This window comes from Rhizobium freirei PRF 81, assembly GCF_000359745.1.
Lineage (GTDB): Bacteria > Pseudomonadota > Alphaproteobacteria > Rhizobiales > Rhizobiaceae > Rhizobium > Rhizobium freirei.
Map to the genome: position 1 here is coordinate 123,733 of NZ_AQHN01000013.1, position 26,985 is coordinate 150,717.

Annotated in this window: 26 protein-coding genes; 10 read left to right on the plus strand and 16 right to left on the minus strand. The window is 61.8% G+C overall.

Annotated features, from left to right (window positions below; genetic code table 11):
• Nucleotide 1 precedes the first annotated feature (1 nt).
• The 8 genes from RHSP_RS06155 (at nt 2) to RHSP_RS06190 (ending at nt 7,987) form a co-directional block, all read left to right on the plus strand.
• Entirely contained in the window at nt 2-1,597 is a 1,596-nt protein-coding gene (locus RHSP_RS06155; RefSeq protein WP_004110682.1) for a GMC family oxidoreductase, read from the plus strand.
• Nucleotides 1,598-1,656: 59 nt separating this feature from the next.
• Complete coding sequence (locus tag RHSP_RS06160) at nt 1,657-2,910, plus strand: ABC transporter substrate-binding protein (protein WP_004110684.1); 1,254 nt, start codon at nt 1,657-1,659, stop codon at nt 2,908-2,910.
• A 69-nt stretch (nt 2,911-2,979) separates the two neighbouring features.
• Entirely contained in the window at nt 2,980-3,846 is an 867-nt protein-coding gene (locus tag RHSP_RS06165) for a branched-chain amino acid ABC transporter permease (protein ID WP_037149967.1), read from the plus strand.
• A complete protein-coding gene (locus RHSP_RS06170; protein WP_037149970.1) occupies nt 3,843-4,880 on the plus strand; it encodes a branched-chain amino acid ABC transporter permease in 1,038 nt (345 codons plus the stop codon). The genes RHSP_RS06165 and RHSP_RS06170 overlap by 4 nt, the downstream gene beginning before the upstream one ends.
• Nucleotides 4,877-5,581, plus strand: coding sequence for an ABC transporter ATP-binding protein (locus RHSP_RS06175; protein ID WP_004110688.1), 705 nt, complete (start codon nt 4,877-4,879; stop codon nt 5,579-5,581). Before RHSP_RS06170 ends, RHSP_RS06175 begins: the two co-directional genes overlap by 4 nt.
• Nucleotide 5,582: 1 nt before the next feature.
• On the plus strand, nt 5,583-6,299 hold the full coding sequence (locus tag RHSP_RS06180; protein WP_037149971.1) for an ABC transporter ATP-binding protein: 717 nt from the start codon (nt 5,583-5,585) through the stop codon (nt 6,297-6,299).
• 15 nt (nt 6,300-6,314) lie between these two features.
• Complete coding sequence (locus RHSP_RS06185) at nt 6,315-7,031, plus strand: SDR family NAD(P)-dependent oxidoreductase (protein ID WP_037149974.1); 717 nt, start codon at nt 6,315-6,317, stop codon at nt 7,029-7,031.
• 11 nt (nt 7,032-7,042) lie between these two features.
• Nucleotides 7,043-7,987 carry an AraC-like ligand-binding domain-containing protein gene (locus RHSP_RS06190; protein WP_004110693.1) on the plus strand — a complete coding sequence of 315 codons (945 nt, stop codon included), beginning with the start codon at nt 7,043-7,045 and terminating at the stop codon, nt 7,985-7,987.
• A 38-nt stretch (nt 7,988-8,025) separates the two neighbouring features.
• Here the strand turns inward: RHSP_RS06190 and RHSP_RS06195 are convergent, their stop codons facing one another.
• The 16 genes from RHSP_RS06195 to RHSP_RS06270 all read right to left on the minus strand — a co-directional run bounded on the left by RHSP_RS06195 (nt 8,026) and on the right by RHSP_RS06270 (nt 23,599).
• Nucleotides 8,026-8,415: a nuclear transport factor 2 family protein gene (locus RHSP_RS06195; RefSeq protein WP_004110696.1), complete on the minus strand. Its 390-nt coding sequence runs from the start codon at nt 8,413-8,415 to the stop codon at nt 8,026-8,028.
• 11 nt (nt 8,416-8,426) lie between these two features.
• Nucleotides 8,427-9,206 carry a MoaF C-terminal domain-containing protein gene (locus tag RHSP_RS06200; RefSeq protein ID WP_004110698.1) on the minus strand — a complete coding sequence of 260 codons (780 nt, stop codon included), beginning with the start codon at nt 9,204-9,206 and terminating at the stop codon, nt 8,427-8,429.
• A gap of 12 nt (nt 9,207-9,218) precedes the next feature.
• A complete protein-coding gene (locus tag RHSP_RS06205) occupies nt 9,219-10,007 on the minus strand; it encodes an SDR family NAD(P)-dependent oxidoreductase (protein ID WP_004110701.1) in 789 nt (262 codons plus the stop codon).
• A gap of 170 nt (nt 10,008-10,177) precedes the next feature.
• Nucleotides 10,178-10,984, minus strand: coding sequence for a 4-hydroxy-2-oxoheptanedioate aldolase (hpaI, locus tag RHSP_RS06210; protein ID WP_004110704.1), 807 nt, complete (start codon nt 10,982-10,984; stop codon nt 10,178-10,180).
• 11 nt (nt 10,985-10,995) lie between these two features.
• The gene (gene hpaH, locus RHSP_RS06215; RefSeq protein WP_004110707.1) at nt 10,996-11,799 is read right to left on the minus strand and encodes a 2-oxo-hept-4-ene-1,7-dioate hydratase; all 804 of its coding nucleotides are present in this window, start codon (nt 11,797-11,799) and stop codon (nt 10,996-10,998) included.
• Nucleotides 11,799-12,671 carry a fumarylacetoacetate hydrolase family protein gene (locus RHSP_RS06220; RefSeq protein ID WP_004110711.1) on the minus strand — a complete coding sequence of 291 codons (873 nt, stop codon included), beginning with the start codon at nt 12,669-12,671 and terminating at the stop codon, nt 11,799-11,801. The genes hpaH and RHSP_RS06220 overlap by 1 nt, the downstream gene beginning before the upstream one ends.
• Nucleotides 12,672-12,694: 23 nt before the next feature.
• Nucleotides 12,695-14,149 (minus strand): NADP-dependent succinate-semialdehyde dehydrogenase, encoded by a 1,455-nt coding sequence (gene gabD / locus RHSP_RS06225; protein ID WP_004110713.1) that lies wholly within the window; start codon nt 14,147-14,149, stop codon nt 12,695-12,697.
• Nucleotides 14,150-14,214: 65 nt separating this feature from the next.
• A complete protein-coding gene (gene hpaD, locus RHSP_RS06230; protein ID WP_037149978.1) occupies nt 14,215-15,195 on the minus strand; it encodes a 3,4-dihydroxyphenylacetate 2,3-dioxygenase in 981 nt (326 codons plus the stop codon).
• 30 nt (nt 15,196-15,225) lie between these two features.
• Entirely contained in the window at nt 15,226-16,743 is a 1,518-nt protein-coding gene (gene hpaE, locus RHSP_RS06235; protein WP_037149980.1) for a 5-carboxymethyl-2-hydroxymuconate semialdehyde dehydrogenase, read from the minus strand.
• A gap of 44 nt (nt 16,744-16,787) precedes the next feature.
• Nucleotides 16,788-17,174: a 5-carboxymethyl-2-hydroxymuconate Delta-isomerase gene (locus RHSP_RS06240; protein WP_004110716.1), complete on the minus strand. Its 387-nt coding sequence runs from the start codon at nt 17,172-17,174 to the stop codon at nt 16,788-16,790.
• Between the two features lie 54 nt (nt 17,175-17,228).
• On the minus strand, nt 17,229-18,248 hold the full coding sequence (locus RHSP_RS06245; protein WP_004110717.1) for a homoserine kinase: 1,020 nt from the start codon (nt 18,246-18,248) through the stop codon (nt 17,229-17,231).
• A gap of 7 nt (nt 18,249-18,255) precedes the next feature.
• Complete coding sequence (locus RHSP_RS06250) at nt 18,256-19,539, minus strand: aspartate aminotransferase family protein (protein WP_004110720.1); 1,284 nt, start codon at nt 19,537-19,539, stop codon at nt 18,256-18,258.
• 2 nt (nt 19,540-19,541) lie between these two features.
• A complete protein-coding gene (locus tag RHSP_RS06255) occupies nt 19,542-20,897 on the minus strand; it encodes an aspartate aminotransferase family protein (RefSeq protein WP_004110722.1) in 1,356 nt (451 codons plus the stop codon).
• A 17-nt stretch (nt 20,898-20,914) separates the two neighbouring features.
• Entirely contained in the window at nt 20,915-21,565 is a 651-nt protein-coding gene (locus RHSP_RS06260) for an HAD-IA family hydrolase (RefSeq protein ID WP_004110724.1), read from the minus strand.
• The gene (locus RHSP_RS06265) at nt 21,562-22,815 is read right to left on the minus strand and encodes a Tm-1-like ATP-binding domain-containing protein (protein ID WP_037149983.1); all 1,254 of its coding nucleotides are present in this window, start codon (nt 22,813-22,815) and stop codon (nt 21,562-21,564) included. The genes RHSP_RS06260 and RHSP_RS06265 overlap by 4 nt, the downstream gene beginning before the upstream one ends.
• Nucleotides 22,766-23,599, minus strand: a complete 834-nt coding sequence (locus RHSP_RS06270) for an IclR family transcriptional regulator (protein WP_051074047.1) — start codon at nt 23,597-23,599, stop codon at nt 22,766-22,768. Before RHSP_RS06270 ends, RHSP_RS06265 begins: the two co-directional genes overlap by 50 nt.
• Before the next feature lie 315 nt (nt 23,600-23,914).
• On the opposite strand from RHSP_RS06270, the gene RHSP_RS06275 reads away from it, so the two are divergent.
• On the plus strand, nt 23,915-25,369 hold the full coding sequence (locus tag RHSP_RS06275) for an APC family permease (protein WP_037149986.1): 1,455 nt from the start codon (nt 23,915-23,917) through the stop codon (nt 25,367-25,369).
• A gap of 57 nt (nt 25,370-25,426) precedes the next feature.
• The gene (locus RHSP_RS06280) at nt 25,427-26,905 is read left to right on the plus strand and encodes an aldehyde dehydrogenase (RefSeq protein WP_004110728.1); all 1,479 of its coding nucleotides are present in this window, start codon (nt 25,427-25,429) and stop codon (nt 26,903-26,905) included.
• Nucleotides 26,906-26,985 lie beyond the last annotated feature (80 nt).

Here is a 26,985-nt window from a genome sequence, read left to right on the forward strand (position 1 = left end):
CATGACGACTTACGACTATATCATCGTCGGCGGCGGCTCCTCGGGGTGCGTTTTGGCGAACCGGCTTTCGGAAAACCCGACGCACAAGGTACTGCTGATCGAATCGGGCCGTCGAGATTCTGACCCCTGGATCCATATCCCTGCCACCTTCTTCAAAGTGCTGGGCAAGGGCATTGACATCCACCCCTATGCCTCGAACCCGGACAAGGGCTTGAACGGGCGTCCGAGCATCGTGCCACAGGGCAACGTGCTTGGCGGCGGCAGTTCGGTCAACGCGATGATCTACATTCGCGGTCACCGCAACGACTACGATACCTGGTCGCAAATGGGTTGCCAGGGCTGGTCCTATGACGATGTGCTGCCGGCCTTCCGCTCGCTTGAGAACAACGAGCGGCTGAACGGCCATTTCCATGGCAACAAGGGCGGGCTGCGCGTTTCCGACCCACGGCATCGCCATCCGTTAAGCGAGGCCTTCATCAAGGCGGCGACCGAAATCGGCATCCCCCATAATGACGATTTCAATGGCGAGGATCAGGCTGGCGTCGGCTTCTATCAAAGCACGACCCATGGCGGCCGTCGCTGGAGTTCCGCTCAAGCCTTCCTGCGCGAAGCGGAAAAGCGGCCGAACCTGACCGTGCTGACGCAACGTAAGGTCGCTCGGATCCTGTTCGAGGGGCGGAAGGCCGTTGGTGTCGAGCTGCTCGACGGCACGACCTTCAAGGCGGAGCGTGAAATCGCGCTCACCGCCGGCGCCATTGCTACACCGAAGATCCTGCAGCTGTCCGGTGTTGGCGACGCGGCGCATCTTTCGTCAATTGGCATCAAGGTCGTTGCCGATCTGCCTGGCGTCGGCGCCAACTATCAGGATCACCTGGAAGTGCCGGTGCAGGGCGAGACGCATGAGCCGATCTCGATCCTCGGTCATGACAAGGGTCTGCGGGCAGCCGGCCACATGCTGCGCTATCTGACGTCGCACCGCGGGCTGCTGTCCTCCAACGTCGTCGAGTGCGGCGGTTTCGTCGATACCGTCGGCACGGGACAGCCGGACGTTCAGTTCCATGTGTTGCCGGTTTTGATCGGTTTTGTCGATCGTGATCCTGAGCCCGGACATGGCCTCAGCATCGGGCCCTGCTATCTGCGGCCGCGCTCGCGAGGCTGGATCCGGTTGAAGAGTGCCGATCCGACGGAGCAGACGGATTTTAATGCCAATCTCCTATCCGATCCGGCCGATATCGAAACTTTGGTGCGCGGCGTCGAAACGGCGATCCGCATCCTCGATGCGCCGGCCCTTGCCAAGCTGGTCAAGCGCCGCCTGCTGCCGAAGCCGGGCGTCGAGAAGGATCCGGACGCCCTGCGGGACTACATCCGCCAATCCTGCAAGACGGTGTTCCATCCGGCAGGCACGGCCCGCATGGGCCGGGCGGACGACCCCAGTGCCGTAGTTGGGCCGGACTTGAAGGTGCGCGGCGTCGAGGGCCTGCGGGTCTGCGACGCCTCGGTGATGCCGACGCTGGTTTCGGGCAATACCAACGCGCCGACGATGATGATTGCGGCAAAGGCTGCCGCCTTCATGACAGGTAGGGCGATTTCCGGCTGAGCCGGGCATCGCAAAAGCAAAGAGCCCGTGGGGAGCGGGACAACAAACTGGAGGAGACAATGCCTATCAATCTCAAAGGGCTGGCGATCGGCCTTTTCCTGACGCTCATTTCGGCGTTCAGCGCAAATGCAGCTGCATCCTGCGGTGACAGTACCGGAAAGCCGGCAACCGGCGAACCGATCATCATCGGCGCAATCACCGGCAAGACCGGCCCGGACGATTTCTCGAACTCGACCAAATCGGCGAAAGCCTATTTCGATTGCCTCAACGCCAATGGCGGCATCAAGGGGCGGCCGGTCAAATATATGATCGAGGACGATCAGTGGAATCCGGAGATCGCCGCACAGCTGGCGGCCAAGCTCGTCAACGACCAGAAGGCCGTGCTGATGGTCGGCAATTCGAGCTATGTGGAATGCGGCGCCAATGCCGAACTCTACAAGAAGGCCGGCATTCTGGTGCTGGCCGGCGTCGGTGTGCCGCGCGAATGCTTCTTTGCCGATAACATCGCGCCGACCAATGCCGGACCGCGTGTCTCTATGCTGGGTGCCATGGGCTATGCGCTCGACAAGCTCCATGCCAAGTCGGTCGTCTGCATCGCTCCGAACATCCCGAATGTCGGCACATGGTCCTGCGATGGCGTCGCTTTGCTCGCCAAGGAAAAGGGCTTTGCCGCACAGACGATCCTGATGGATCCGGGTTCCGCCGATGCGACATCCGTCATCTTGCAGGCAGCTGCCAGCAAGCCTGACGTTATCGTTCTCGGCCTCTCCAAGGGCGTTGCGGTGCCGCTTTTGACGGCAGCCGAAGAGCAGGGTCTGAACCGGTCGATCACTTTCCTGAGCGCTGCTTCGGCCTATGATCTCTCGGTTCCGTCCACGATCGGCTCGAGTTGGGACGGTAAATTCTACGTCAACATGGAGTTCAATGATCTCGAGGCAACGACCTCGGACAATCAGAACTGGCTTGCCGTCATGGATCAGTACGGTCAGAAGTCCGACCCGCGCGATACCTTCGCCCAGGCCGGCTATCTCGCGGCACGCGTCGCCGAGAAGGCGCTGATGTCGCTCGATCCGGCCAACATCAACCGTGAGACCGCGTCCGCTGCCGTGAAGCAGATCAAGGGCTTCAAGAGCGATATCTTCTGCGCTCCCTGGTACTTCGGCGACGGCCAGACGCGTCACAACGCCAATTCGACGACGCGCATGGCCGTTGCCGAAGGCGGCAAGTGGAAGGTCGTCTCCGACTGCGCCCCGTCGCCGGATCCGGAACTGAAGGACATCCGCGCCTTCGAAAAGTCGGCTGGCCTCAACTAAGCCCAGGCATCTGCCATCGGTTCCGCGGCTTTGACGCCGCGGAACCGAGCGACCCGAGAGGATCGGTCCATGAACTTTCTACCCTTCGTCATTTCCGGCCTGGGAATCGGTGCTGTCTACGCATTGTCCGGCGTCGGCCTTGTCGTTCTGTTTCGCGCGACAGGCGTTCTCAATTTTGCCTTCGGTGCTTTCGGCGCCATCGGCGCCCATTGCGCCTGGCAGCTGCTTGAGTGGAAAATGCCGCTCGCCGTTGCCATTCTCGCGGCCGTCGCCGTTTCCACAACGATCAGCTTTCTGTACGGCCGCATCTTCGCGCCCATGCTGTCGCATCGCGACATCGTCGTGCGCGCGGTGGGAACGCTGGCACCGGCACTCCTGCTGATTGCGATCATGGGCGTCATCTGGGGCGAGCTGCCGCGCCGTCTGCAGTTTCCGACCGACCAGATGTTCGTGACCCTCTTTGCCGTGCGCCTGACCTATACGCGTATCATCGCGATCATCCTCGCTGTCGTCATGGTCGTCGCGATCACGCTCCTGCTGAACCGCACGCGGCTTGGTCTTGATATGCGCGCTCTTGCCAATGATCGCGATCTCAGTGCTGTCCTCGGCGTACGCATCCTCTATACGGAAACCGCCGCCTGGATCATCACCGGCATCTTTTCCGGACTTGCCGGCCTGTTGCTCGCCGACCTCGTGCGCTTGCAGGGAACATTCCTGACTTTGCTGGTCATTCCGGCGATAGCCGCCGCAATCCTTGGTCAGCTGCGCTCGCTTTGGGAAACCGCCGTGGCCGGCATTCTGATCGGCATTGCCGAGGCCGTGCTGACGCCGATCGCCTGGATATCGCCTTATCGCGCTGCCGCCCCCTTCGTCATCGCGCTCGTTGCAGTCACGATCCTGGGAGGCACGGCGAGAGCCGCGCTGAAAGACAGATGACCGTTCAGGACCAGACAATCACCTCCAACGGCGAAGGCCTATCGATAGTGCGACTGCCCAAGCAGCTACTGCATGTTCCAATAACGATGGCGATCTTTTCGCTCGTCGTCGCTCTCCTTGCCAATTCCTTCTGGCTGTCGGCCGCAACCTCAGCCGTTGCCCTGTCGCTCTCCGTTGCCGGCCTTGCCATTCTTTACGGCCAGCTTGGCCTAGTCTCTCTCTGCCAGTTCGCGCTTGTCGGTGTCGGCGGCTGGGTGACGTTGCGTATCGGCCACGCCTTTCATCCGCCTTTCGAAGTCAGCCTGCTCACCGGCGGGATCGTCGCTTCGATAGTGGGGCTGGCGTTCGGCGTGCCGGCCCTGCGGCTGCGCGGCCTTTATCTGGCGCTCGTCACTCTGATGCTGGCCGGCGCCTTCCAGATCGTCGTTAGCGCCTGGGGTTTTCCGGACGGCGGCCCTGGCTTCTTCGGGCGAGCAGATGGCTCCGGGCGTGAGATGCTGGCAAGACCTGCTTTAGCCGGTGGAGAGGTTTCCTACTTTCTCTATGTCTGCGCGGCAGCGGCGATCGGCTTGCTGATTGCGCAGTGGCATAAGCTTGCCCGTCCCGGTCGGGCCTGGGCGCTGATCCGCAAGGGAGAGACTGTCGCGGTTGCGAGCGGCGTCAACGTCCTGATCTACAAGGCATGGGCTTTTGCGCTCAGCGGCTTTCTGGCTGGTCTCGCCGGCGGCCTGCTTGCCGGCAATGTCGGCCAGCTCGACGGACGTGCCTTCGGCGCCTTCGATAGCCTCAATCTCTTTGCGCTCGCCATCGTCGGCGGGGTCTTCAACTGGTACGGCGCCTTGATCGCGGGGCTTCTTCTGCGCGCAGTGCCGGCGCTGCTGACCGATCTCGGTATCGACGGCTATGTGACGATCGGGATTTTCGGCATGGCGCTGTTTCATGCTCTGGCGACCGCCCCGACCGGCATTGCGGGGCAGATATCGGGGCTGATCGCCTGGGTCGGCAACAAGCTTTCCCGGGGGAGGGATCGATGATCAGGATCGAAAATCTCGTCGTGCAGTTCGGCGGCGTGCGGCCGATCAATGAGCTCAGCGCGGTGCTGACGGCCCCGGTTGCCGGCCTCATTGGCCCGAATGGCGCGGGCAAGACCACGCTGCTCAATGTGCTCTCCGGTTTCGTCAGGCCGGTTCAGGGCGCAGTTTCGCTGGGCGAACGGGCGCTGCTGCCGATGTCGCCGCTTCAGCGCGTGCGTGCGGGCCTGCGGCGTTCGTTCCAGACCGAGCAGGTGGTCGAAGACCTGACCGTTTCCGGCAATATTGCTGCGATCGCCGACCATGTCGTCGCTGTGGGGCACCGTTCCGGCGCCGTCGATCAGGCTCTCTCTTTCGTCGGTCTGACGTCGGTTGCCGATCGGCTCGGCCAGTCGCTCAATCTGTTTCAGCGCCGTCTCGTCGAGCTTGCGAAATGTGTGATCGGCGACCCGAAGCTTATCCTGCTCGATGAGCCGGCGGCAGGGTTGACCGAGGAGGAAGGCAAGGCATTTCGAGAACTGGTGCTGCGCATCCCGGCGGAATTCAGGGCGCAGGTCCTGATCATCGATCACGATGTCGATCTTATCCGCTCCATGTGCAGCGAGACCATGGTGCTCGACTACGGCAAGCTTCTGGCGCTTGGCCCAACCCATACCGTGCTTGCGGACCCCAATGTGCGTCGCGCCTATCTGGGGGAGTTTTGAGATGGCCGGGGCATCAGAAGTCCGTGTTGAAAATCTCATCGTCGAGCGCGGCGGCAAGCGGGTCATTCATGACGTCTCCTTCTCGGTCACAGCGGGCAGGATAACGACGTTGCTCGGCGCCAACGGCGCCGGGAAATCGAGTACGGTCATGGCCATGGCTGGCGTCTTGCCGCGCGGCGGCTCGGTGCGTCTGGATGGCCGCGCGCTTGATGGATTTGCGCCCGATCGCATTCGCCGCGCAGGCCTCGCGCTCGTTCCGGAAGGTCATCGCGTGCTGGGGCAGCTCTCCGTCGAGGATAATATCCTCGTGGCCGCCCTCGATCCGTCAGCCAACGCCCGCAGGCGGGGGCTTGAGCGCGCCTACGAAATATTCCCCGAACTTGCCGAACGCCGCCGTCAATCGGCATCGGACCTGTCCGGTGGCCAGAAGCAGATGGTGGCGATGGCGCAGGCTTTTGTTGCCAAGCCTCGCTTCATGATCGTCGACGAGCTCTCTCTTGGCCTGGCGCCTGGTGTCGTCAAGCGGCTGGCCGAAGCGCTGAAGATCGCTGCGGCCGGCGGCATCGGCGTTCTTCTGATCGAGCAGTTCGCCAACCTTGCCCTCGATCTTGCCGATCAGGCCCTTGTCCTTGAGCGGGGTCGTCTCGTCTTCGACGGCTCGGCCGCGACCTTGAAGGCGCAGCCGGACATTCTCCATGGCGCCTACCTTGCCAGTTGATAGAAGGGAATTGCCATGACGTTTTCTGCGGATCTCTTTGCCGGACGAACGGTCGTCGTTACCGGCGGCACATCGGGCATAGGTGCTGCCAGCGCCCAAGGCTTTGCCGCGCTTGGCGCCTGTGTCCTGAGCTGCGGTCTCGGCGCGTCCAAGGCGCCTGCAGTGCCGGGGATCGAAAACCATGAAGTCGATGTGCTCGTACCGGGGGCGCTGGAAGCCTTCTTCGCATCCGTCGAAACCATCGATGTCCTGGTCAATTGCACGGGCGTCAGCCGCGACCGCAGCGAATGGTCGAAAGCCGTGTTCGACGAGGTGATGACGATCAACCTGACTTCGGTGATGGATTGCTGCCGGCTGGCGCGTCCGCGCATGCACGCAGGGTCGGCGATGGTCAACATCGCTTCGATGTATTCCACCTTCGGCGCAGCCGACCGTCCGGCTTATGCGGCCAGCAAGGGCGCGATCGTGCAGCTTACGAAGTCGCTGGCGCAGGAATATGCGCAGGCCGGAATTCGCGTCAACGCGGTTGCGCCGGGCTGGATCGTCACGCCGCTCAGCCGCGCGCTTTTCGCAGACGAGACTGCTTCCGGACCCATTCTCCAGCGTATTCCGGCTGGCCGATGGGGTGCTGCTGAGGAAATCGCCGATGCGATCATATTCCTTACATCGGACGCGGCGCGTTATGTCACCGGGGCCTGCCTGCCGGTTGATGGCGGATATCTCACATCTTGAGGGCTTCTAGGATGGCTGCAGCGCTTCAACGTCATGTCGAGATCGCCGGTGGGCGGGACTTTGCCGGTCTCGCGCGCAATCTCTTCGGCAACGTCCGTCTTGATTTCGGTGCCGCCGACGAGAACAAGAGCCGCATGGTGTCGGCGATGCTTGGCGCATGCCGGCTGACGCGGCTGGAGGCCGATCGGCATGTCGTTTTCGGCGAGCGCGTCACGGCGCGACCGGACGATCCGGACGCGATCAAGCTGATCCTGCAGACGGAGGGAGCCGCCTCGCTGATGCAGGGCGGGCAGCATGCGCCGGTCCAAACCGACGCCCTTGTCATCTATGACCCACGTCGACCCTACGTGCTGACCAACAGCACATCCGTGCGGCAGCTTCTGCTGCAATTGCCGCGGCATGCACTCTCGCACAGCGCCATCGAGCGGCTGGCGACACCTTTTACAGCTCATGCAGAGCAGGACGGCATGTGCCGCATCCTGTTGTCTTTGATGGAATCGACCATGCATGAGATCGGCCATCTCGATGAGGCAAGACGCGCTGGCATCGGCCAGACCATGATCGATCTCGTTCGCACTGTGATCGGCGCAGATCCGCAGCCGGCAAGACCGGTTGCCAACCCATTGGATTTGCTGCTGCAGCGGATCAAGGAGTTTATCGAAAGCAATGTCGAGCGGCCGGACCTGACCATCACAATGATCGCGCGCCGCATGGGCTGCTCGGTGCGCTATGTCTATCGGGCATTCGAGGTCGAATGCCTGACGCCTTCGGACTATATCTGGAATTTACGTCTGCAGAAAGCTGCCGCGCAGTTGCGAGATGCCGGAGGCTATGCCGGCGAAATATCCGAAATCGCTTTTGCGCTCGGCTTTTCATCAAGTGCGCATTTTTCCCGAGCCTTTCGCAATCGCTTCGGTGTTTCTCCCTCGCAATGGCGTCGGGCCGCGGCGGTATAAAAAGGCGGCCGGATTTCGGGTCCGACCGCCTCGACCGATCAACGCATCGATTCTGCCACCCGAAGCGTATCGGTGAACTGTTCGAACCGGCGGATCTTATCCTGCGCCACGCCCCAGACGTGCACGACGCGAGCCTTGAACGGCTTGCCCGTCTGCTTGCTGGTGCCGGTATATTCGCCGATGGCGACCACGTCGTTGCCGGCGTCGAGGAGCCGTTCGAGCGTGAAGGTGTATCCGTCAAAGAGCTGTCCGAGCGCCAGAAAGACGTTCTTGAAGATTTCCTGCGGACCGACATAGGTGCCGACGCAGGGGAAGCCGTCCATCTCGGTCCAGCGGCAATCGGGCGCGATGTCGGCAAGCATGCCATCCATGTCGCGGCGGAGATTGGCGTCGTAATGCGCCTTTACAATTTCGAAAGCCGTTCGCATCGTGCTGTCCTTCACACTGGTTCCTGGCCGGGCAGGTAATAGGTCATCGAGGCCTTGCGGATGAAAGCGCCGGCCGGGCTGTTCTGGATACGTCCGTCGCCGGTGATGCCCAGGAACTTGCCGGTCGAACGCATGTCGTTGAAATTGTAGAAGAATGTTGATGCGACCGCGATCTTGAATTCGCGGAAGGTGAAGATATAGAGGTTGTCGTCGAACTTGTAGGTCGTGGTCAGGTCGACGTCGCCATGGCCTCGCTGCACGCCGACGAGGCATTGCCAGGCATAGCGCTGCGAAGACAGGTACGTGTGCTCGTAGACGTGGTTGGGGCTGTAGGTGAAGTGTGCTCTAAGCCCGATCAGGTCGCGGCTTTCCGCCGGCGCCTGGCCGCTGACGCCGCCGCCCTCGATGATGCCGGGCCGGAAGATCTGCGCCACCTGCGGCTCGCCGACGGAATCTTTCAGTTCGCGAACGATCGAATAGATCGACAGGGCCCGGCGCGTCTCAACGTTGAGGATCAGCGTTTCCGCTTCCTTGGAACGTCCGGCAAAGACGATCTCGACGAAATAGGTGTTCGGCGCGACTTCGATGACTTCGGCCTTATCCGTGGCGCTATCCTTGCCGTCCGACCACTTGACCTCTTCCTTGCCGAAAGCAAGCTCCAGCTTGCGGCCGTCGTCGAAGGCGACTTTGTGCGACGAGCCGGCAAGGGCATCCGTCGCCGGCAGCCGGTTCGTGTCGATACCGTAGGCGAATTGATCGTAGGTTTTCCAATCCTTTGGATTCTGGTTCATCTGCATTCCCCCTTATTCCACAAAGGCTAGTGTCGGTAGATCGACGGTGCCGGCACCGCCGTCGACGGTCAGGACCGCGCCGTTGATCATCGAAGCTTCTCCCGAAGCGAGGAAGCAGACGGCATTGGCGACGTCTTCGGCGGTTGCCGGCTGGCCGAGCGGTACGTCCTTGGTGACGAGCGCATAGGCTTCCTCGATGTTGTTCAGCTTGTACTTCTCGACGATGAATTCCATCTGTTCGTCTGCCATGGCGGTCGTCACCCAGCCGGGGCAGACAGTGTTGGTGCGCACGCCCTTGCGGCCGTAGTCGCGCGCCAGCGATTTCGCAAGGCCGATGCAGCCGTGCTTCATGGTGACGTAGCCTGCGGCATCCGGCCCGGCAAAGAGCCCGGCGATCGAGGCGAGAACGACGATGTTGCCCTTGTTCTTGATGAGATGGGGCAGGGATTCGCGCGCGCTGACGAAAGCGGTGTTGAGGTTGAGACGAACGGCGAGGTCCCATGTCTCATCCGACATGCTGACCGTCGGTCCGACACCATGGCCGCCGGCATTGGCGATCAGGATATCGAGCCCGCCATGGGTCTCGACGACTTTTTCCACGGCAGCCTTCATCGCGGCGCCATCGGCAGCATCGGCTGCAACGATAGTTGCGCCGATCTCTTCGGCAACGCTTCTAAGCGGCTCGGGACGCCGCCCGACGAGCGCGACATTGCCGCCTTCCTGGCGGATGCGGCGGGCGACCGCTGCGCCGATGCCTGTACCGCCACCGGTAATCAGAGCCGTCTTGTTCGTGAAACGCATATTTCCTCCTCTTGGATTTCTGGATCATCATGGCTGATGCGTTCGCAGGCGTCGCGTCCAGCTGTGCAGTCCGTTTTGACTGAGCGTGCACAACGCATCCGATCACATGGCTCCTCCACCGTGTGATTGGCAGACGCCTCCCGCTGGTCTGCGAGAGGCGTCCGTGAAGATCAGTAAACCTTCGCGTCAGCCGGCGGCTTGGCGGCTTCAGCCTTCTTGAAATCGTCCAGGAGCTTGGTGGTGGCATTGGCGAGAAGCGTGACGTCGTTGCCGATCGCGACAAAGGTAGCTCCAAGCTCGAGATAGCGCTTGGCCAGCGAAAGATCGCCGATCAGAATGCCCGCCGCCTTGCCATGTGCCTGAATTTTCGCAAGCGCCTTCTCGACCTCGGCCTGCACTTCCGGCGCGCCCGGCTTGCCGAGATAGCCCATGTCGGCTGCAAGATCGGCAGGGCCGATGAAGACGCCGTCGACGCCATCCGTCGAGGCAATGGCGTCGAGCGCTTCAAGTCCCGCTCGGCTTTCCACCTGCAGGAGCAGGCAGATCTCGTCATTGGCCGTCGGCAGATAGTCGGGGATGCGATTGAAGGCGGAGGCGCGGGCAAGGGCCGCACCGACGCCACGCACGCCATGCGGCGGATATCTGACCGCCTTGACCATAGTCTCGGCCGTTTCCTTGCTGTCGACCATCGGGATCAGCAGCGTCTGAGCGCCGATATCGAGCATCTGCTTGATGATCCAGGTCTCGCCGATCGGCGGACGGATGATCGCGTGGCTCGCCGTGCCCTTCATCGCCTGCAGTTGCGAGACGAGGAGCGGCACGTCGTTCGGCGCATGCTCGGCGTCGAGCAGGAGCCAATCGTAACCGGCGCCGGCCGAGATTTCGACCGTGTAGGCATTGGCAAGGGCCTGCCAGAGGCCGATCTGCGCCCGCCCTTCCTTCAATGCCTGTTTAAAGAGGTTCCTGGGCGCAGGCATGTCTTACTCCTTCATGCAAAGAACAGGCTGACCGATCCGTAAGGACCGAAATCGGCAGTGATCGTATCGCCGTGCCGTGCCTCGATCGGACGGATGAACGAACCGGCAAGAACGATCTGGCCGGCTTCGATGCCATCACCATACTGAGACAGCCGATTGGCAAGCCAGGCGATGCCGCGTGCGGGCTGGTTGAGCACGCCGGCGCCAAGGCCTGTTTCCTCGACTTCGGCATTGCGGCTGACGATCGCGCCCATCCAGCGCATGTCGATCTCATCGGGCCGCACGGCGCGGCCGCCGGTGACGATGCCGGCATTGGCGGCATTGTCGGAAATGGTATCGACGATAGTGCGTGCCTTCTTCGTCTCCGGATCGACCCGGAGGATACGGGTATCCAGGATCTCAAGGGCAGGCGTCACGTAGTCGGTGGCGTTCAGCACATCGAAGATCGAGACGTTTGGTCCCTTGAGCGGCGCCTTCATGACGAAGGCGATCTCGGCCTCGATGCGCGGCTGAATGAAGCGGTCGGCCGGCACGGTCGCGCCGTCTTCGAAGATCATGTCGTCGAAGAGCACGCCGGAATCCGGGATGTTGATGTTGAGGGCATATTGCATCGCCTTCGACGTCAGCCCGATCTTCCAGCCGATCGGTTTGCGGCCGGCTGCGATCTTCTTCTTCACCCAGGCACTCTGGACGGCATAGGAATCGTCCATGGTCATCTGCGGGTACTTGAGCGAGAGCAATCCGGTCTGGACGCGTGTCCGCTCGGCCTGATCGAGGCTTTCGGCCGCGGCCTGGATTTCATCATGCGACAGCATCAGCGCACCTCGTCGGCGATGGTGTTTTTCAAGATGCCGAGGCCGTCTGCCTCGACTTCGACGACATCGCCGGGCTTCAGCCAGATCGGCGGATCGAAGCGGGCGCCGGCGCCGGTCGGCGTGCCTGTGACGATGACGTCGCCGGGGACGAGCGTGGTGAAGGTGGAGATGTAGTTGATGATCTTGCGGAAGGAGAAGATCATCCGACTGGTGCGGTCGCTCTGGCGTACCTCACCGTTGACGCGGGTCTTGAGCTCGATGTCGTCGAGCTGGGCGGCATTGGTGAAGGGGATCAGCCAGGGGCCGATCGAGCCGGTATTGTCGAAGTTCTTGCCCTGGGTGACGTTGAACTTCGCATGCCGCACCCAGTCGCGGATCGTGCCTTCGTTGCAAAGCGAAAGAGCCGCGATATGCGAGAAGGCGTCGGCTTCGGAAATCCGTCGGCCGGCCTTGCCGATGACGATAACGATCTCGCCTTCGTAGTCGAGCTGCGGGCTTTCCGGCGGCCGGATCAGCGGCTGGTCATGCCCGGTGAACGAGCGGGGAAAGCGGATGAAAAGAGAGGGGTTGGAAGGGGCCGCCTGCCCATCCTTGTACTCCTCGTTGCGGTCGGGGAAATTGACCCCGACGCAAATGATCTTTTCCGGCGACGGAATGGGAATCTCGAAGCGGATGTCGTCGAGTGCGAAATCCGGCTTCAACGTCTTGGCTTCTTCCGCGAGCTGAACGAGGCGACCGGCCTCGATCACCTCACGCAGCGTCGGCCAAGTCGCGCCATGGCGGGCGGAGAGGTCGACGACACCGCCGTCGACCGCAAGCCCGTAGCCAGGGCGGCCGTTTCTCGAAAAGGACAGGAATCTTGGATGGGTCATGCTTTCATGGCCTTCTCTTGACCTCAGACGACGCCGCCGAGGCAGACATATTTGATTTCGGTGAATTCCTCGATGCCGTAGCGCGAACCCTCGCGGCCGAGGCCGGAGAGCTTGACGCCGCCGAACGGGGCTTCCGCCGTCGAGATCAGGCCGGTATTGACGCCGACCATGCCGTACTCCAGGGCTTCGGCGACCCGGAAGACTCGAGCGAGGTCCTTGGCATAGAAATAGGAGGCAAGACCAAACTCGGTGTCGTTGGCCTGGGCGATGACATCGGCCTCATCCTTGAAGCGGAAGAGGGGGGCCACCGGCCCGAAGGTCTCTTCCTTGGCAACGGCCATGGATGGCGTGACATCGGCGAGCACCGTCGCTTCATAGAAACGTCCGCCGAGCTGATGGCGATGGCCGCCGGCAACGATACGGCCGCCCTTGGAAAGGGCGTCGGCGACATGCTCTTCGACCTTGTTGAGAGCCGCTTCATCGATCAGCGGCCCGAGGTTGATGCCTTCATCGAAGCCGTTGCCGGTCTTCAGCGAGCCGACAGCCTTGGCAAGCTTTTCGGCAAAGGCGTCGTAAACGCCGTCCTGGACGTAGAGGCGGTTGGCGCAGACGCAGGTTTGGCCGTTGTTGCGGAACTTGGCGATCAGGGCGCCTTCGACAGCCGCATCGAGATCGGCATCATCGAATACGATGAAGGGCGCATTGCCTCCGAGTTCCAAGCCAAGTTTCTTGATGGTCGGTGCGCTCTGCTTGTAGAGTTCGGTGCCGACTTCCGTCGAGCCAGTGAAAGTGAGCTTGCGCACGACCGGGCTTGCGGTCATCTCGCCGCCGATGGCGCGGGCCGAGCCGGTCAGCACGCTGAACAGACCCTTGGGCAGGCCGGCACGCTCGGCAAGGACTGCAAGCGCGATTGCCGAGAACGGCGTCTGCGAGGCAGGCTTCAGCACCATTGCGCAGCCAGCGGCGAAGGCCGGGCCGGCCTTGCGGGTGATCATGGCATTCGGGAAATTCCAGGGAGTGATCGCCGCCACGACGCCGATCGGCTGCTTCATGACAAGGATGCGCTTATCCTTCTGGTGGCCGGGGATGATGTCGCCATAAACGCGACGGCCTTCTTCGGCAAACCACTCGATGAAGCTTGCGCCATAGGCAATCTCGCCCTTGGCTTCGGGCAGGGGCTTACCCTGTTCGGCCGTCAGGATGCGTCCGAGATCATCCTGGTTTTCCATCATCAGCTCGAACCAGCGCCGCAGAATGCCTGAGCGTTCCTTGGCAGTGCGGGCGGCCCATTCTTTCTGGGCAGCCTCGGCGGCGGCAATCGCTGTCTTCGTCTCGGCAGCGCCCAGATTGGGAACGAGGCCGATGATCTCGCCGTTTGCCGGGTTGTCGACCTTGATCGCGTTGGCGGGATCGGCTTCGATCCACTCGCCGCCGACCAACGCGGCCTGACGGAACAAAGTTGCGTCCTTCAATTTCATGACTATCTCCTCGCCTGGATAACGTTGAAAAGAGCGGCGCTTTCGCCCGCTCTCAAGGGTAACGCTTAGGGCGCGATAATCGGCTGTGCCTTCAGGTCGGGCTCCGCCACTTCCGCGCCGGCGAACAGGCTACCATGTTCGAACCAGGATTTGGGAGCCGGCGCGCCCCAAAGTGTCTGGCGCTGCGGATCCTTGAGGTCCCACTTGATCGGCTCCAGATCGGGATCGACCGTCTGATAGTCCGAGCAGTAGATCTCGATGCGGTGGCCGTCGGGATCGAGGATATAGAGGAAGAAGGCGTTGGAGATGCCGTGGCGTCCCGGACCGCGCTCGATGTTGCCGACCCAGCCGGTGGTCGCCATCAGATCGAGCAGGTCGATGATGTTGAGCGGTGTCGGCACCCAGAAGGCGGTGTGGTGCAGACGCGGGCCGCGGCCATTGGTGAAGGCGATATCGTGGACGCCGCCCTTGCGGTGGGTCCAGGCAGCCCAGAGACGGCCGGTTTCTTCGTCCTCAGTGTACTCCGTGACGCGGAAGCCGAGTTCGTTATAGAAGGCGACGCTCTCGTCGACATTGGTCGAGAAGCAGTTGAAATGGTCGATGCGCAGCGGCTTCACGCCTTTGTAGAGGGCGTATTTCTGATGGATCGGCGGCAGGCGGTCCATCTTCGAATAGAATTCAAGGGGGATGCCGTGCGGATCGCGGGTGCGGAAGGTCCGCGCCTGGTAGGGGCGCTCGATCCATTCGACCGGCAGGTCCTTGCCCTTGAAGAAATGCGCTGCCTTGTCGAGATCCTCGTCGCCGAAGACCTTGAAGCCGAGGTCGCGGGCTTCCGCCTTATCGGATTTCTTGAGCACGATGCAGTGATGGCCGCGCTCCTCCATTGCCCGGAGATAGATCGTATCCGCGGTCTCGTCCGTCACCTGCAGGCCGAGCGTATCGACATAGAAGGCGCGCGACTTGGCAAGATCGGTGACGCCGAATTCGACATGGCTGAGGCGCACGATGTTGAAGGGCGGATAGAGATTGGGTTTCGGCAGGGGCATGGGTTCCTCCTCTTTATGCGTATTGGCGGCTCAGCCGCCGAGTTTCTGGATGGCGTGCGGCTTGGTGGCGAAGGCGACGTTCTTGGTTTCCATGTAGAAATCGAAGGACCAGTCGCCGCCGTCGCGGCCGATGCCGGAATTCTTGACCCCACCGAAGGGGGTCGGCAGGTGGCGCACATTTTCCGAATTCACCCAGATCATGCCGGCTTCGAGATGATCGGTGAAACGGAAGGCGCGGGTGACGTCGGAGGTCCAGAGATAGCCCGTCAGGCCGTACTGGACATCGTTGGCAAGCGCGAGCGCATCGGCTTCATCCTTGAAGGGGATGGCGGTCAGCACCGGCCCGAAGATTTCCTCCTGGGCGATGCGCATCTTGTTGTTGGCGCCGGTAAACAGAGTCGGGGAGACATAGCAACCGCCGCCAGGGCCGTTCAATTTCTCGCCGCCGGCTGCAAGGGTCGCGCCCTCCGACCTGCCGATCTGGATATATTCCAGCACCTTCTTTTCATGCACCGGATGAACAAGCGGGCCAACGACCGTTTCCGGATCCAGCGGATGCCCGACCTTGATGCGCTTGGCCTTCTCGGCAACGATCGCGGTGAACTCGTCGTAGACGCTTTCCTCGACCAGCAGGCGCGAGGAGGAGGTGCAGCGCTCGCCGTTCAGAGAATAGATCATGAAGACGGCGGCATCGGCGGCGCGCTCCAGATCGGCATCGGCAAAGACGATGACCGGGTTCTTGCCGCCGAGCTCGAAATGCACCCGCTTCAGCGTGTCGGCGCCCTGCTTCATGATCATCGAGCCGGTGCGGCTTTCGCCGACGAAGCCGATGGCCTTGATCAAGGGATGCTCCGTCAGCGCGCGGCCGGCATCCTCGCCGAAGCCGTTGACGAGGTTCCAAACGCCCTTCGGCAGGCCGGCTTCCTCGGCAATTTCCACCAGCAGACGGGCGGTCAGCGGCGAGAATTCGGCGGGCTTGTGGACGATGGTGCAGCCGGCAGCCAGTGCCGGCGCGATCTTCCAGGTCGACAGCATGAAGGGGGTGTTCCAGGGCGTGATGATCCCGACCGGGCCGATCGGAACGCGCGTCGTCAGGTTCACCTGGCCTTCGGCGCGGATCGCCTTGCCGTCACGGGCTTCCGGCGCGCGATCGGCAAAGAAGCGGAAGTTCTCGGCGCCGCGCAGTGCAGCCTTGGCCATGAATTTCAGCGACTGTCCGGTATCCATGCACTCGACGAAGGCGATCTCTTCAGCGCGGGCCACGATCGCATCGGCAATCTTGTGCAGAAGCTTCTTGCGGGCGTCACCCGGCATGGCAGCCCATTCGGCAAAGGCTGCTTTTGCGGCTTTTGCGGCGCGATCGATATCGGCAGCCTTGCCGCGGGCAACGGTGGCAAGCGGCTTCAGATCGACCGGTGAAATGGTCTCGAAGGTCGAACCGTCGTCGGCAGGAACATCCTCGCCGTTGATGCGGTTGAGAACGCCGCGTTCTTTGAAGCGGGCCAGAAAGCTTTCGGCCTTTGCGATGTTTTCCTGCAATTTGGACATCGTCTATTTCCCTGATGTTGTCTCGTCCCGTCGAGCGGGCGTGGTCACTTGCCGCGAAGCCGCGGATGGATGGCGTTCTTCTTCCAGCTGAGGTCCGCATCGATCTCGCGAATTTCCAGCGACAGCGCGAAATGCGGCGTCTCGAAGAGGGGGCTTAGAACCTCGGTCGCTGCCGCAAAGATCGCTTCGCCGGTGCGCTTCTTTTCGTCAGCCGTGCGACCCTTGCCGATGCGGAAATTCAGATCGACGAAGGCATTTTCGGGCAGCTTGTCCGCGATTGCATAGTGATCGGCGCGAAAGGCACGAACACGTACTGCCCCGATTTCGAAAAGACCGGTTTCCAGCACGGTCTTCAGCAGCCGTTCGCAAAGCACGCCGATATCGGCGCGGCCTTCCAGATTGGCCGAATACTCGATGGCGAGATGTGGCATCAAGTTCTCCCGATCCCTTAATTACTTAACAAGTTAATAAATTTCCGAGAGAAGTCAAGCGATGGAGTCGAGCTTTCTTGCCATCTCCAGACTTTCGCTGACGTAGCGTGCCAGGCGCGAGGCGGCGTTCGGAATTTCGGGCCGCTCGGCGAGCCATCCGATATAAGTCAGGCTGCGCAGAACCATGAAGAGCGGCAGGAGTTCGAGCGTTGCGTCGGAAAGCTCACGCTGGCTTCGATAGCCTGAAATCAGCGCCTTCTCGATGTCCGGATAGGCGGGTTCGTTGCGATTCTTCAGCAAGGCCGTTGCAAGATCGAAAAGACGGAAACCATAGCCCGCGTCGTCGAAATCGATGAAGGCGACGTCGCTTTCGTTGTCCGTGAGAAAGATGTTCTCGCGCACGAGATCGGCATGGATCAGGCCATAGTCGAGGCCTAATGCCTGCACCTTTGCAAGCGCTTGGCGCAATTGGCCCCGCAATGCCGTCAGCGCTTCGGCGTCGCTCTGCGAGAGACCTGGGCAATCCCAGAAGCGCCCCCACAAAGGCTTTTCGCCAATGAGGCCTTCGACATCCCAAGCCGGGCGGCGAAACCGCTCCGGCGGAGCCCAGGCATCGGCAAGATTGTGCATAGTCGCTATCGAGCGACCAACGCAGGAGAATATCTCCGCCTGCTTTTCTGCTGACTGCGCGAGCGGCGTGCCGCTCTGGCCGAGCGGTGAACCGTCGATCCAGCTGACGACGTCGGCATGCTGCTCGGAAAATTGCCGGTTGGCCGGGAGCCGAACGAGGCTTTGCCTGTCGCTTGTGGGAACAGGGCTCGGCACGTTGAGCTCGCCGAGCCGGAGCGCGGCCATCATGTGCAGTTCCGAGCGCAGGCTCGTTTCGTCGTGATAGCCCGGACGGTGCAGCCGGAGCGCGGCATATTGTCCGTCGTGGAGCGTGATGCGAAAGACTGCATTCTCTCGATATTTCATCAGCACCGGTTCATGAGCCTGAACCGGCCAATGGTCGAGCGCCTCCAGCGCGCGCTTCTGCAGGGCATCCCGGATTGCGGGCGGCAAATCGTCAGCCATATCAGCCTCACAAGCCGGACAGCACGTCGTCGAAAATCGACAACATGAAATCGGCGTTCTCTATCGAGAAGGGCATGGGCGGGCGGATTTTCGTCGCACATTGATGAATGCCGATCTTGCCCATCAGCACGCCGCGCTCGCGCATTTCATTGACGATTCGCGTTGCCTGCGCTGGCGCGGGTTCCTTGGTCGCGCGGTCGAGTACGAATTCCGTCCCCATGAAGAGGCCGCTCCCGCGCACGTCGCCGATGATCGAATGCTTTTGCGCAAGCTTCTGGAAGGCAGCGCGCGCGTATTCGCCAACCTTACGGGCGTTCTCGATGAGGTTTTCATCTTCGATGACGTCGAGCACGGCCATCGCGGCCGCGCAGGAGACCGGATTGCCGCCGAAGGTGTTGAAATAACGGAACGCCTTGCGAAAGGCATTCACCGTATCGGCATTGGCAACGACGCCGCCGACCGGATGGCCGTTGGCCATCGGTTTGCCCAGCGTGACGATATCGGGAACGATGCCGGCATGTTGATGGCCCCACATATGCGAGCCGGTACGGCCGAAGCCGGGCTGCACCTCATCCGTGATGACGAGGCCGCCGGCCTTGCGAACCGCTGCAACCGTCTTGTCCAAAAAACCGGGCGGCAGATCCGGGAAGCCTTCATTGGCAAAGAACGGGTCGATGATGATAGCGGAAAAGCCATGCGGGCTATCCTGCAGTGACGCAATCGCCTTCTCGACTTCCGCTGCGAAAGCCGTGGCAAAGGCGTCTCCGCCTTCGCCGCCGAGCGGCCGATAGCTGTCGGGCGCCGGCACATGCCGGACATGGCCGCCGAAGCCGCCGACCGGCGGCATGCGCGTCGACAATTGCGACACGGCGGTCGTATTGCCATGGTAGGTGTGGTTGGTGGCGATGACGCCGGTCTTGCCGGTGACGGCCTGTGCCATGCGCAACGCCACATCGTTGGCTTCGCTGCCCGTGCAGGTCAGGATCGCCGCGTCGAGGCTCTTGTCGAAAGTCGCCGTCAGCCGCTCAACATAGTCGAGGATGCCCTCGTGCAGATAGCGCGTGTGCGTGTTCAGCGTCGAGGCCTGGCGCGTGATGGCCTCGACCACGCGCGGATGGCAATGGCCGACATGCGGCACGTTGTTGTAGCAGTCGAGGTACTTTTTCCCGTCGGCGTCCCAGAGCCAGACGCCTTCGCCGCGCACCAGATGGACCGGATCCTCATAGAAGAGCGACATGTTGCGGCCCAGAAGCCGCTCGCGTCGTGCGATAAGAGCTGCGTTGTCCGACATGATCAGGTCCTCGCGGCGGTGAGACCTGCGTCGAGCGCAGTGAGGATGGTCTGAACATTCGCAGCCGTCACGATCAGCGGCGGCGACATGATGACATTGGCACCGGAGGTGCGGACCATCACGCCGGCATCGTAAGTGGCGTCATGGACTTTCTGAACCACGTCCTTGGCGGCCGCGCTCTTCTTCACACGGTCGCTGACGAGTTCGAGGGCGCACATCAGGCCCTTGCCGCGCACGTCGCCGATCAGTTCATGTTTGTTCTGCAGCGCCTGCAGGCCGGCCATAAGTTCTTCGCCGCGGGCGGCGGCATTGGCAGCGACGTCAAGCCGCTTGGTTTCCTTCAGTGTCGCGAGCGCTGCTGCGGCACCGACCGGATGGCCGGAATAGGTGTAGCCATGGCCGATATTGCCGACGGAGTTCCTGTTGCTTTCGAAAACTTCGGCGACCTTGTCGGAGATCATCACGGCGCCGAAGGGGAAATAGCCGTTGGTGATCGCCTTGGCCGTCGACATCATGTCCGGCTTGACGCCCCAAAGGCGCGATCCGGTCCAGGCGCCGGTGCGGCCGAATGCCGTGATGACCTCATCGGCGATCAGCAGGATGCCATGGCGGTCGCAGATTTCGCGCATCAGCGGCAGGAAAGTTTCGTGCGGAACGATGACGCCGCCGGCGCCCAGCACGGGCTCGACGATCAGGGCCGCGATGGTATCGGCACCCTGGAAGGCGATTTCATCCTCGAACAGCCTGCCGATCGCGGCCGCGATTTCCGCGCCGTCGGTGGTGTTGAACGGGTTGCGATAGGGGAAGGGCGCGGGCAGGTGGATGACGCCGGGAAGCAGCGGCTCGTAGTTGCGACGGAAGTTCTGGTTGCCGTTGACGGAGGCGCCGCCGAAATGCGTGCCGTGATAGCCCTTCTTCAGCGCAACGAATTTGGTGCGCTCGGGCTGGCCGTTGACCTTGTGGTACTGGCGCGCCAGTCGCAGGCAGGTCTCGACCGAATCCGAGCCGCCCGAGGTAAAGAAGGACCGGCTCAGCCCATCCGGCTTGAACCACTCAGCAAGCTCATAGGAGAGTTCGATCAGCGGCGAGTTGGTCGTGCCGCGGAAGGTCGAATAGTAAGGCAGCTCGTCGAGCTGGTCGCGGATCGCCTTCTTCACCGGCTCGCAGGAATAGCCGAGGTTGACGTTCCACAGGCCGCCGACGGCATCGAGCACCTTCTTGCCCTGGATATCGACGATCTCGACGCCTTCGCCGGCATTGACTATGCGCGGCGGATGCGCCTGCATTTCGGCCGGATGAGCCATCGGGTGCCACAGGTGGCGGGCGTTGTTTTCGATGATGAAATTGGTTTCACGCATATCAAATTCCTCTTGGTTCAGAGCCCCAGCATGGCAAGTGCTTGGGCATAGCTTTCGGCAGGACGGGTTACGTCGAAATGCACGTGAGGCAGGTTGACGGCTTCGGCGCCCTCGATGTTTTTCTTCTGGTCGTCGACGAAGACGCAGGCCTCGCGCGGCAGGTCGAGTTCGGCAAGAACGAGCTCGTAGGCGCGGGGATCGGGCTTGAGAATCTTCGTGTAGCTGGCATCGACGATGACGTCGAAGAGGTCGATCAGTGGGAAACGCTCGCGGAACTCGACGCCATAGAAAAGGTCCAGTTCATTCGACAGGATCGCCAGCTTGAGGCCGGCTTCCTTGACCCGCAGGATGGCGTCGCGGGCTTCCGGACGCAGCACGAGTTCGGGCTCGGCGCCGCGCGCCCGGCGCACGAAGGTCTGCATGTCGGTCCAGGTCTCGCCGACCATCTTGCCGACTTCGCTTGTCCGCGTCAGCCAATAGTCGCGTTCGGTGATCTCGCGGTTCTGCATCGACACCCAAAGCGGATCGGTGCTGGCAACGAACGGCCCGAGCCAGGTCAGCGACCCCTTGGGAAGGCCGAGCGTGCGCTCGGTGACGTCGTGCGTCTCGAACAGCGTGCGGGTAACTACGCCGCCGAAATCGAGGATAAGAGCGCGTTCTGATGTCATGGCCGTCCTTCCGGAATGACGCCTTCCGCGACCCACCGGTCGAAGACGGCGAGAGCCGCGGCTGAAAAGGCGGGAGAATTGATGTGGGCGTCGACCTCTTGCAGGGCGACGGAGGGCGGCACGGCGCGACGCATCTCTTCCACGAAGGCGGCAAGCCCCTCCGGATCGTGCAGCGGCTCGCCCGGCTTGTCCCATTCCTGGATGCCTTCGGTCGGGAGCAGGAACGCGACCTTCGCATCTGCGTGCGCAAGCTTGCGCCCGATCAGCTGGGCGACTTCCCGCCGTCCTTCGGGCGATGTCGTCACCGATCCGATCAGCCGGTTATGCGCATGATAGGGACGCTCGGCGAAGATTTCGGGCAGGGGCCGCCACGCCTGAAGATCGACCATGTCGACGGCGCCGGGTGCGACGATCTGCGGAATGCCGGCGCGTCCGGCATTTTCGAGCCGGTCGGGTCCCGAAGTGACGACAGTGTCATAGTGATGATTGCTGACTTCCTGTATGCAGAAGTCGAAGACGGCGGCAAAGCCCCCTTGCGAAGCGATGGCTTCGTAAGCGCGTCCGCCCATGCCGGTTGAGTGGAACACGGCAATGTCATAGCCGCGTTTCTCAAGCTCCGGCCGCAGGTACTTCATATATTTCAGGCAGGACGAGCCGAGCGAGGTCATGCCGATAAGCGGCCGCTTGCGATCGGATTTGGTTCCATGCTTGGCTGCCCCGACGACGGCGCCGCAGGCTTGCGACAGGACCGAGCTGCAGATGCTGTTCAGTCCGTAGAGACCACCGGCCCAGAGGATCATCATCAGGTCGGGAGCGATGCGCTCGGGTGGGATGAGATGAGAATAGGCGATGGTCGAAACCACGAATTTCGGCACGCCAAGCGGCAGGATGGCTGCGACGTCGAGCGCCAGATCGGTCCCCATGGAGCCGCCGAGGACGATGACCCCGTCCATCAGCCCGTCATCGTAGAGACGTTTCGTCAGTGCCGCGGCACCCTTTGCCATGCCGGCCATGGCGCTGTTTTCATCGCCGCTTTCGGCGATCGCCTCGATCGTGGTCCCGGCGGCTTTTGCGATGTCATGTCTGGAGTAATCCGGGACGTAAGGCGGATCGCCGAGGATGCTGACATCGACCATGACCGGCTTGCCGCCGGCTTCCTCGATAACCGATGCCATGAATTGCAGTTCGTCGCTTTTGGTATCACCTGTTCCGATGACGAGAATTCTGGGTGAGGGAGCCGTGGGGCTCATTAATCTGTCCTCCTGATCTTGCATTGGTTCCCGTGGGTTTTTCCAACCCGTAGTATTTTTCTGAAATTGCTTTAGCGGTCGCGACGGCCTGGATGCCGAACTCATGAATCGCCGCCTTCGTCGTGCGCGAGAGCGGGGCGGCGACGGCCACGCAGCCGATGGGGCGGCCATTAGGCCCGCATACGGGCGCCGCGGTACTGATGACGCCGGCTTCGAGCCCCTGATGGCTGATCGAGAAGCCGCGCGCGGCAGTCTCGTCGAGCATGTCTCGGATCAGCTGGGGATCGACGACAGTGTGGTCGGTGTATTTCTCGAGCGGCTTCCTGAGAAAGTCTTCTATTTCCGCCTGCGGGCAGAAGGCGAGGAAAGCGAGGCCGGATGCGGTGGCATGGAAGGGCAGGACACTGCCGACCTCGATGATGATACGGTGCGCCCAGGACGAGTCTTCCACATGAATGGTGGAAAGCTGTCCGCCGGAAAACTCGGAAAGATGCACGGTCTCCATCGACGATCCGGCAAGCGCCTGTATGAAGGGGATGGCGACCCGTAGAAACGGAAAGCGCGCTTCGCGAATCCGCGCAAGGCGGACTGGCGCAGACCCGATCCGGTATCGCCGCGTATCCGGATCCTGCTCGACGAAGCCGTGTTTCTCCAGCTCGATCAGAAAGCGTCGCGCCGTTGCCTTGTCGAGCGCACACAGGTTGGCGATGTCGGTAAGACCCGCCTCCTTGTCCAGCCTTGACAGGGTATCCAGCAATGAAAGCGCCTTTCCGATCGTGCTCATCGTTCCTCCTCTTGGGTTGGTCAGCGTTTGTTTTGTGCGTTCAGCCGGGGCTTGCGTCAAATCAGCTCGCTGACCCTGCGCCGCGGCACGATAGCAGCGACCCAAGATACTTAACATGCGAAATAACTTGACAGAGGCCGGGAATGTTTGCAAGTCTATATTTGAAGCTGTGGTTCAAATAATGAACCATAAGCGCTGATGGCGGCAAAATCAACAAAAGCTCAAGCTCCCGCTCGTCAGTCCGGTTCTAGTGGAGGTCGCTTGCGGGAAGCCGCAGCGACGATCGGATACTCTCAACAAGGGGAACAAACGCAGATGAACGCGCAAAATTCGCAAGGTGCGGCTGAGAACCAGCTACGCAAAAACAGTCTCGGCGTCGGCGCCGTGACCTTCTTGGTCGTCTCGGCTGCAGCGCCGCTAACGGCGGTTGCCGGCGGCGTGCCGCTATCGATGATGCTCGGCAACGGGCCGGGTATTCCTTTGACCTTCCTGCTAGTTACGGGCATTTTGCTGCTGTTTGCGGTCGGCTATGTTGCCATGGCGCGCCATATCCGCAATGCCGGCGCCTTCTATGCCTATACCGCCCGTGGCCTCGGCGGCCTGATGGGTGGTGCCGCCGCCCTGATCGCCATCCTCGCCTACAACGCCATGCAGGTCGGCGTCCTCGGGCTCTTCGGGGCCGCGACCAAGGGCTTCTTTGCCGAGCAGCTTGGCCTCGACCTTCCCTGGTGGGTCTGGAGCTTTATCGGCATCGCCTTCGTCGCCGTTTTCGGCTATCGCCGCGTCGATCTTTCGGCCAAGGTGCTGACGGTGCTCGTCATTCTCGAATATCTCGTCGTCCTCGTCATCGATGGCGCGATCTTCGTCAAGGGCGGCGATGCCGGCCTTTCTGCCGCACCCTTCACGCCGACCGCCTTCTGGAGCGGAACGCCGGCAATCGGCCTCCTGTTCTGCTTTGCCGCCTTCATCGGCTTCGAGGCGACGACCATCTATAGCGAAGAAGCGCGCGAGCCGCACAAGACGGTGCCGCGCGCAACCTACATCTCGGTGCTGATCATCGGCCTCTTCTATATGCTGACCTCATGGCTGATGGTGGCCGGCGCTGGTGTCGACAAGCTCGTTCCCACCCTGCAGGGTCTCGCCGATCCGACGACCTTCCTTTTCAGCCTTGCCGAGCGTTATGTCGGTCATTGGATCACTGTCGTGATGAGCGTTCTCTTCATCACCAGCCTTTTCGCCGGCATCCTCGCCTTCCACAATGGCGTCGCGCGCTACATGTACGTCGCCGGTCGCGAAGGCCTGCTGCCGAAATCGGTCGGCGTCACGCATCCGGTTTTCCAGAGCCCGCATGTCGGCTCGATCATCCAGACGGTCATTGCCGTGCTCGTGGTGGCGCTCTTTGCCGCAACCGGGCAGGATCCGGTGCTGGGCCTCTTCTCCTGGCTCACCAACGTAGCGACGCTGGCAATCATCCTGTTGATGGCCTTCACCGCCTTCGCAATCGTCATCTTCTTCAGCCGCAATCCGGGCCTCGAGCGTAACGTACTGGCCATCAAGGTGCTGCCGATTGTAACGGGGCTTATTCTTCTGGCGCTTGTCTATTACATTTCCGCGAATTTCGGCGCGATCGCCGGAGCAAATGGCGTGCTTGCCGTGCTGCTGCCGTGCCTCGTTCTGATCGCCGGAGTCATTGGTTTCGTTGCCGCCGCTCGCTTGAGATCGGCGGATGCCGATGGCTTTGCGCGTCTCGGTGCCGGACAGGAAGCCTAAAGCAATTCCAATCGCGGTGGCGGGGCGTGCCCGCCACCCTTTTCATGAGAGAATGAGATGCAGGATAAGATCGATCAGCTCCGGACGGCGTCCGTTTCCCCGCAATCGCTGTTCATTGGTGGCGCATGGCGGTCTCCGGCCACCGGCGCAGTCATGGATGTTATTTCGCCGATCGACGGAACCAGGTTGACCACCATCGCCGACGCCGGCGCGGAGGATGTCGATCTGGCCGTCAAGGCTGCGCGTCGTGCCTTCAAAAAGGGCAGCTGGTCGAACGCCGCTCCCGCCGAACGCAAGAAGGTGCTGCTGAAGCTCGCGGACTTGATCGAGAAGAACGCGCTCGAACTTGCCGTGCTCGGCGTGCGCGACAACGGCACGGAAATCTCGATGGCCCTGAAGGCCGAGCCGGGAAGTGCTGCCGGCACCTTCCGCTACTATGCCGAGGCGATCGACAAGGTCTATGGTGAGATCGCGCCGACCGCAACCAATGTGCTTGGTCTCGTTCATCGCGAGCCAATCGGCGTCGTTGCCGCCATCGTGCCATGGAATTTTCCGATGATGATCGGCGCCTGGAAAATCGCGCCGGCGCTTGCGGCCGGCAACTCCGTCGTGCTGAAGCCGGCTGAAGGCGCGTCCTTGACGCTGCTGCGGCTTGCCGAGCTTTGCGCGGAGGCCGGATTGCCCGAAGGGGTCTTCAATGTCGTCACCGGCCGCGGTGCCGTCAGCGGCGAAGCTTTGGGCCTGCACATGGATGTCGATGTCCTCGCCTTTACCGGCTCCGGTCCCGTCGGGCGGCGGCTTTTGGAATATTCCGCGCGCTCGAACCTGAAGCGCGTCTATCTCGAACTCGGCGGCAAGTCCCCGAACATCGTCTTTGCCGATGCGCCGGATCTGGATCAGGCCGCGAAAGTCTCGGCCTACGGGATATTCCGTAATTCCGGTCAGGTTTGCGTCGCCGGCTCTCGCCTGCTCGTGGAGAAGTCGATTCACGAAGCTTTTTCCGAAAAAGTCGCGCGTATCGCCGATGCGATGACGGTCGGCGATCCCCTGCAACTGTCGACGGAAGCAGGCGCGATCTCCAGCGAGATACAGCTGAAGAAGGATCTTAGCTATGTCGCGCAGGCCCTGTCCGAAGGTGCTTCCCTGCGCACCGGCGGTTCACGGGTCTTGGAAGAAACGGGCGGCTATTACATGCGGCCGGCCGTGTTCGATGTCACGCCGTCGATGACCCTGGCGCGCGAAGAGGTATTCGGACCGATCCTGTCGATCATTCCGTTCGAGACCGAGGCGGAAGCCCTGCAGATCGCCAATGCCACCGAATACGGTCTTGCCTCTGCCGTCTGGACATCGAACCTGTCGCGCGCCCATCGGATGGTGCGCGGGATCCAGGCGGGCGTCGTGCATGTCAACACCTATGGCGGCGCCGACAACAGCGTGCCGCTGGGTGGGGTCAAGCAGTCCGGCAACGGCCATGACAAGTCGCTGCATGCGCTCGATAAATATGTCGATCTGAAAACGGCATGGATCCAGCTCTGAGGCGGTAATCCCCAGCGAAAGACCGGCGCGAAAGTGCGCCGGCTGCCAACGTCTCGGACCATATGCTTCGCGAGCGATCG